This window comes from Herpetosiphon giganteus (assembly GCF_016907925.1).
Taxonomy (GTDB): domain Bacteria; phylum Chloroflexota; class Chloroflexia; order Chloroflexales; family Herpetosiphonaceae; genus Herpetosiphon; species Herpetosiphon giganteus.
In genome coordinates, this window is record NZ_JAFBCZ010000063.1 from 1 (window position 1) to 6,440 (window position 6,440).

Here is a 6,440-nt window from a genome sequence, read left to right on the forward strand (position 1 = left end):
TGCTGAGCCGTAGTCAGCGGAAAATGAATGCGTTTCGTCATGGTTCTATCGTAGCAGCATAGGGTTCAGGATGCAAAGGGTATTTGACCATTACAGTGGCTAATCGAATCGTTGCCCTACCCCACCATGCAGCATCGGCTCAAACACGAGGGGATGGCCGCGATTCTGGCTGCCGTCACCGCCGTGGCCGCCACGCATCCTGATCCGCAGGTGGGTGATGAGCATCTGGGCTATCTGCGCAAACGAGTCAATCAGATGGCCTACCCGACCTTCCGCGCGGCTGGCTGGCCGATTGGCAGCGGGATCGTGGAAAGCGCCAACAAACTGGTCGTCGAGGCGCGGCTGAACGGTGCAGGCATGCATTGGGCGCGGGCGCGTGTCAATCCGATGCTGGCGCTGCGGAATGCCGTGTGCAATGATCGCTGGCGCGAGGTCTGGACGGCGAGTATGGCGCATATGCGCCAGCATGGCCGGATCGTCCGCCCGATCATGCCACTCGCACCGGAACCGCCACTCGCACCGGAACCGCCATCCGCACCGGAACTGCCACCACCACCCGCGCCGAAACCCATCCACCCGTGGCGGCGGTATCCCCCAAAGCGCTCATCCGGTGCAAAAAGCTGACGGACACCCTTGCAATTATTTGAGGTTTTATGGTAGGATAGGATTTAGCTATACATATGGCTATAAGACATAATATCTAGATACTGTGTCTTATGTTGAAGGATAATTGTATCAGTAACCTTGGAAGAGAGTTGGCATTCAATCCCCATAATCAATCATAAACACGATTAATGCTTATGGTTTAGCATTAATCTAGACTGCTCGTGCGTAGATTTAACTATAAATCTTGGATGTAATATCTAAGTTTGTTTTATGGTGGAATTTAGCAGGCTAGACCTACTATAATTTAAATTTATACCGATAAATAGCTGAATGCCATGATATTCATATCATACTTACAATGAAAGGCAGACACATGGATTGGTTGAATTATGATGGGCTTGAAACAGAAGCTGCTAGTTCCTTACACGATTTGGGTATGGTTGCGCTGCCACATGCGTTACCTAGTGAAAATAATCAACGTTCAAGCAATATTTTGATTAAACAAATCTATCTTCCTCCGCATTTTCCTAATCAAGCAAAACCTATTTTCAATTGGGTTCCTCTAAGCACAGCGCTGCTTACAGCTATGGCTCGCTATCACGATCAAACCCAGTATGGCGCGGGATTTTTACTTCAGTCGAAAGCTGGTGCTGCTTGCTTGCCAATTGTTGCCTCGTTTACACCAGAAACGACTTGGACCATGGCAATTAACGCGATTGATCAATCAATCCGCAATGCGTTAATTGCCCCAAGCTTAATTGCTTATGACCCAAGCAGTTTCGTTGTTGGCCCCAAAGGCGCGATTCGAACGGCTTTTGCCCCAAGTACCTCAGTTGATCCAACACTTGGTTGGCACGATATTAATGTAGCTCAATCATTAATCGAAGCTGGTACATTTGACCTGATTTTTACACTCGATATTGTTGATGCTGAATGGATACTTGGTTGTAGCTATTTAGCTAATTATGCTGAAGTACAGATTAAACGTTTACTTGATCATATTGAACATTTATTCAATGAATTATTACAAAACCCTCGGCAATTAGTGCTGAAGACGAGCATGCTTTCGGTAGAGGAAATTCAACAACAACTGATTGAATGGAACTCAACTCAACGTGATTGGCAACAACGTCGAATTGATCAAATTATCGCTGATCATGCTGAGTATACACCTCACGCGACAGCAATTATATGGCACGATCAGAGCATCAGCTACGCTGAACTGAATAGTCGATCGAATCAGGTAGCGCATTGGCTATACGAACAGAATTTGCGACCAGGTAACGTAGTGGCTGTCTATATGGATCGTACTCCTGACCTATTAATAACATTGTTGGCAATTATTAAATTAGGCGCTACCTATTTACCACTTGATTCTAAATTTCCACAATTTCGGCTAAATCAGATTTTGAGCGATGCAAAACCAACAGCAATTGTAACTGAAGCTGGGTTGGTCAATCAAATTAGTACAAGTACCTCAGTAATTATTTTTAACCAAATTGAGATTATAACCTATCCTATTGACAGTCAACAGCCAATCACGAACCTAGATGATCTGATCTATGTTATCTATACCTCAGGTTCAACCGGTATACCCAAAGGAATTAGTATTACCCATCGAGCAGTCAGTGCCTTGATCGATTGGGTTACAACAGCCTATACGCGTGATGAAATGGCGCTGGTATTGGCCTCAACTTCAATTGGGTTTGATATTGCGTTTTTTGAAATCTTCGGGTCACTCTGCCTTGGTACAACACTGCTTTTAGTTGACCATATTCTCGATCGGGCTGCATGGGATAGCGCCGGGGTGACGTTGATCAACAGCGTACCATCGGCAATTACTGAGCTATTACGGATAGGCGATTTACCACCTTCTGTTAGTTGCAGTAATCTAGCGGGCGAGGCTGCCAGCCCAGGATTAATTAACGATCTTTGGCAAAAATCCCAACTTCAACGGATTGTAAATTGTTATGGCCCAACTGAAACAACAGTCTATTCGATTTGCTGTGAGTTGCCGCGAAATCTTCAGGGTTCACCACCAATTGGGCGGGTGCTCCCAAATGAGCATTGTTATATTTTAGATAGTCAACTTCAATTATTACCACTAGGTGTAAAAGGAACGTTATATATTGGTGGGATTGGGGTGGCACAAGGCTATCTCAATCGGCCTGAACTAACTGTCGAGCGCTTTATTGCGAATCCCTTCATTCAAGGTGATCGCTTATATAACACTGGTGATATTGCAGCATTTCGTGACGATGGGCTGATTGAATACTATGGCCGCAATGATAACCAACATAAAATTCGCGGCTATCGCATTGAATTGGGCGAGATTGAGCATACGATCAATAGGTTTGCTGGGGTTAATGCAAGCGTTGTGGTTCACGAACACGATGATCATGGGGGACACCTGATTGCCTATATCGCCCCTGATCGCCAGCGCTATCTTGGGGTAACTGATACACAGATTCAGCAATTACCAAATGGGTTAGCGATTGTTCCTCAAAACATCAATGAAACGACCCATCTGTATGAAGTCATTTTTGGCGAGGATGAATATCTGCTGCATGGGATTAAACTCCACGATGGAGCTTGTGTCTTTGATGTAGGGGCAAATATTGGGCTTTTTGCACTTTATGTCAATAGCAAATGTCGTAATCCCAAGGTCTATAGTTTCGAGCCAGTTCCGGCAATCTATCAGACTGCATGCCAAAATATCGAATTATATGATTTAGATGTCCAAATGTTCATGTATGGATTAGCCGATCGTGAACAAGCGATTGAGTTTACCTATTATCCCAAATGGTCAGCCTTATCAGGGGCATTTGGCAATCGAGCCGATGAAGAAACGCTTTCGAAAGCATTTTTAAAGAACGATGCCTTTTTTGCTCAATACTCTGAAGAACTGGTTGAAGGCCGCTTCGAAGGCGAGTTAGTAACCTGTCAATTGCGTACCATGTCGCAGGTTATCCGTGAACAACAGCTTGAACAGATCGATTTGGTCAAAATTAACGTTGAAAAAAGTGAATTAAATGTATTGCGGGGGATTGAGCTAACCGATTGGCCCAAAATCCGCCAATTAGTGGTTGAAGTTCACAATAGCGGCGATGCCTTGGCTCAAGTTGAAACACTGCTAAGCCAACAAGGCTTTCAGGTAGTCGTTGTTCAAAACAGTGTATTTGTTAATACCGTTTTGTTTACGGTCTATGCTCGACGGGTTGAGGATACGCCAAACGTGGCAACCCCAACAACCCTGCAAATAGCCAAAACAGGCTTGCCGATTCGCAGCTTGCATGAACAGCTTAAAGCCCAATTACCTGAATATATGATTCCTCGCGGTTATATTGTTGTTGATCAGATACCGCTAACCTACAATGGCAAAATTGATCGTAAGCAGTTACCCCCAATTACTAATAGTCGGGTCGTTTTGATGCACGACATGAACTATGTTGAGCCCCAAAATGATTTGCAACAGCTTGTGGCTAATATTTGGCAACAAGTGCTAGGCATCGAGCAAATCGGCATTCACGACAACTTTTTTGATCTTGGCGGAACCTCGATTGCCGCAGCACGGGTGCATAGTCAACTTCAAACCTTAGCGCTCCGCCCAATTCGCTTAAGCCAATTATTCCAATATCCAACCATCGTTCGGCTTGCAGAGTATCTCGCTGGGGATCAGTCTCAAGCACCAGTACAGCATCGGGCTGCTGCTCGGCGTGCTGCTAGCGAGAAACGTCAACAAATCCGCAAACGCTAATCGAGCATAGTAGATGAGGAATTACGTCGATGCCAACGCATGCACCGATTGATGGAATTGCAATTATAGGTATGGCTTGTCGAGTACCTGGGGCAGTAAATCCTGAGCAACTTTGGGATCAACTGCAAGCTGGCGTTGAGTCGATCCGCTTCTGGAGCGATGTGGAACTACGTGCTCAGCATGTTCCAGAAACCTTGATTAATAATCCAGAGTATGTTAAGGCCGAAGCTATGCCCGCTGCGGTAGATTGCTTCGATAACGAATTTTTTGGCTATACAGCCCGCGAAGCGGCAATGATGGACCCGCAACAGCGGCTGATGCTTGAGGCTGCTTGGGAAGCATTGGAGCATGCTGGCTATCCTGCGGGAACTGAATCGTCAGTGGGAGTTTTTGTTAGTTCGGCCTTGAGCACCTATATTAACCATGGCCCGCGCTTTGCCAACTTGGCCGAACAGTTTTACCCACTGTTTCTTGGTAATGGACAAGATTTTCTTCCGACCCGTATTGCCTACAAACTTAATCTGCGTGGCCCAAGCATGCTGATTCAGACTGCATGCTCTAGTTCGTTAGTTGCAGTTCATCAAGCATGTCAAAGTCTGCTGAATGGCGAATGTACGTTGGCGCTCGCGGGTGGGGTTTCAATCCGTTTTAGCGAACTGCCTGGTTATTTCTATCAACAAGGTGGCACAGCCTCGCCTGATGGGCATTGCTATGCCTTTGATCAGCGGGCACAAGGGACGATCTTTGGCAATGGCCTTGGGATGGTTGTTTTAAAATCGGCCCAACAAGCCTTCGATGATGGCGATAACATTATTGCAATTATCAAAGCCTCAGCAGTGAACAATGATGGGGCCGAAAAAATGGGGTATGCCGCGCCCAGCCCCGAAGGCCAAGCCCAAGTTGTAGCTGAGGCCATCGCCTTGGCAGGTTGGGATTCAAATACAATCGGCTATGTCGAAACCCATGGTACTGGCACCGCGCTTGGAGATCCAATTGAGATCGATGGCTTAACCAATGCCTTTCGCGAAACCAGCAACGAATGCAATTTTTGTGCAATTGGCTCCATTAAGCCAAACATTGGTCATTTAGATGTAGCTTCGGGCGTACTTGGATTAATCAAAACCGCACTTCAGCTTAAGCATCGCCGCTTAGTGCCACATTTACATTTTAGCCAGCCCAATCCACAGATTGACTTTGAAACAACTCCTTTCTTTGTAAACACCTACTTACGCGAGTGGGAAACAACCTTACCGCGTCGGGCTGGAGTTAGTTCATTTGGCATTGGCGGCACCAACGCCCATCTTGTTTTAGAAGAAGCACCCGAATCAACTCTAATCGATGAAACGCATAGAGCCACCCCGCAAATTCTTGCCTTGAGCGCAAAATCTGCGACGGCATTAAATACCCTAGCCCAACAGTATAGCAAGCGTCTCGCTACCATATCAAGCAATGAACTTGAACCGTTATGTCAATCATCGATTTATCGCAGAACCCAATTTGCCTATCGCCTAGCAGTTGTCGGCAACGATCAAGCAGAATTAATCGCTCAGTTAGAACATGCGCGACAGGAACTTAGCGCAAAGCCAACTCAAGCGCCCAAAGTTGCGTTTGTGTTTACCGGCCAAGGGTCGCAGTATCCCGGCATGGCACGGGCACTCTATGCCCACTTCCCAGTCTTTCGCGATGCCTTGGATACCGTCATCGCGGCCTTTGCTCCCCTCCTGCCCACCCCCTTGCTGCCCTTGCTGCTCGATCCGACTGCTGACCCTGCCACGCTCGCGGCCACCGCCGTCGCTCAACCTGCGCTCTTTGCCCTTGGCGTTGCCCTCGCCGCCCTCTGGCGCTCCTGGGGCGTAACCCCTCATTGCGTGCTTGGCCATAGTTTGGGCGAAATTCTTGCGGCACTCCATGCGGGCATTCTGACCCTGCCCCATGCCGTCCACCTCGTCGCTGCCCGTGCCACCCTCATGCAAGCTCTGCCTGCTGGCGGGGGCATGCTCGCCATTCCTGCCCCAGCCACCAGCATTCAGCCCCTGCTCGCCGCCTATCCCGCCCTCGTGCTGGCGGCGAGCAATAC

Annotated in this window: 2 protein-coding genes and 1 pseudogene; all 3 read left to right on the plus strand. The window is 47.6% G+C overall.

Features of this window, described 5'->3' with window-relative positions:
- Window positions 1–219 precede the first annotated feature (219 nt).
- Window positions 220–423, plus strand: a pseudogene (locus JOD20_RS27065) (ISKra4 family transposase); the annotation flags it as partial.
- Between the two features lie 556 nt (window positions 424–979).
- Window positions 980–4,363: an amino acid adenylation domain-containing protein gene (locus tag JOD20_RS26045; RefSeq protein WP_204758093.1), complete on the plus strand. Its 3,384-nt coding sequence runs from the start codon at window positions 980–982 to the stop codon at window positions 4,361–4,363.
- A 29-nt stretch (window positions 4,364–4,392) separates the two neighbouring features.
- Window positions 4,393–6,440, plus strand: a 2,048-nt coding sequence (locus JOD20_RS26050) for a type I polyketide synthase (RefSeq protein ID WP_204758094.1), incomplete at its 3' end; no start/stop codon positions are given.

Coding starts and splice junctions, on each gene's coding strand:
- JOD20_RS26045 (WP_204758093.1), top strand. CDS start 980: ATGGATTGGTTGAATTATGATGGGCTTGAAACAGAAGCTGCTAGTTCC.